Raw genomic sequence first — 1118 nt, 5'->3', positions numbered from 1 at the left:
GCCTGGAACTTTCATGCCGCGATAACCATCGGGGTATTCGACGTCGAAGGTGGATTTAAAAAGTTTCATATTGTAGCCATACTCTTCAAACGCTTGATCAGCGGCACCTTCATTTGTATTGTTGCCCCAAAGGAAGCTTACCTCACAATTGCCAGCAGCTTGAATTAGGGCTGGGCTGCCTACGGTAGCAGAATATAGTTTACTAGTTGCGCCACGATTACGCCAAATATACAATTTTCTTTTTGGATACTCACCTAGGAATCTTATTTTGAAGTCTGATTTATTTTCTGCCCAATATACGGTTATAAAATATGGGTTAGAGGTGTTATTGCGTCTATTTTTTTGCTGATATCCTATTGCATAAGCACCCGTCGCCATAGCTTTTTTTAAACTCCTCATATAGTTGCTGTAATAATCTCTACGATAAAAAGCTCCTTGCCGTTCGGTAGCTTTCAGCCACGAGTTAGAATAATCGTTGCCTGGTGAACCGCACGTTGTACCGTGGTAATTATCAATATAATTCACTAGTTTATCGGTAGTGATCTTCTCCATCAAATCATCGTATTGTGATGATGTTGGCCTCCAGGTAAGAGCAGGGTCCTTATTTGGGATTTGTTTGCCTGCGTACCCGTCTGGATATATTGTGTTGAATGTAGATACATAAAGTTCTTTAGAGGAATCTGCATGAATCCATACACTCTGCGTGTCAAAATCAGGATATCCCCAGATAAATTCAGGTGTACAAAGCTTGTACTCTTGAATCAATGGACTAGACACTAATGCGTAATGGAGGCGTTTGTAATGACCAGGCTTACTTTGAATAGCGATACTGCCATCAGTGTGCCACATGTCTGAGAATATAGTCTCGAAGGATTCTTTATCGTGCTCTGTCCAATATACATGTATACGATATGATTTACCCCTATCATTGTCAACACGCTCATATACTACAGCGTACGCTCCATCACTTGAAGAAATGGCTGTTTCTAAACTTTTAACTGCAGCAGGATGGTTCTCGCGATTGTTAGCTTGCTGTCGTCGAAACGCCCACAGCCATTTATTTGCGTAGTCGTCGGTAGTAGAGCCGCATGTTTTACCATACATAGACGTATAGTTAA

The 1118-nt window shown here is 41.3% G+C and carries 1 protein-coding gene; it reads right to left on the bottom strand.

Annotated features, from left to right (window positions below):
• The coding region (locus Q0507_RS03950) for a hypothetical protein (RefSeq protein ID WP_298712729.1) at positions 1 to 1118 on the bottom strand (1118 nt) is incomplete at both ends.

Source organism: uncultured Veillonella sp., from assembly GCF_938010505.1.
Taxonomy (GTDB): Bacteria; Bacillota; Negativicutes; order Veillonellales; family Veillonellaceae; genus Veillonella.
This window is presented reverse-complemented; position numbering and strand designations above follow the sequence as displayed.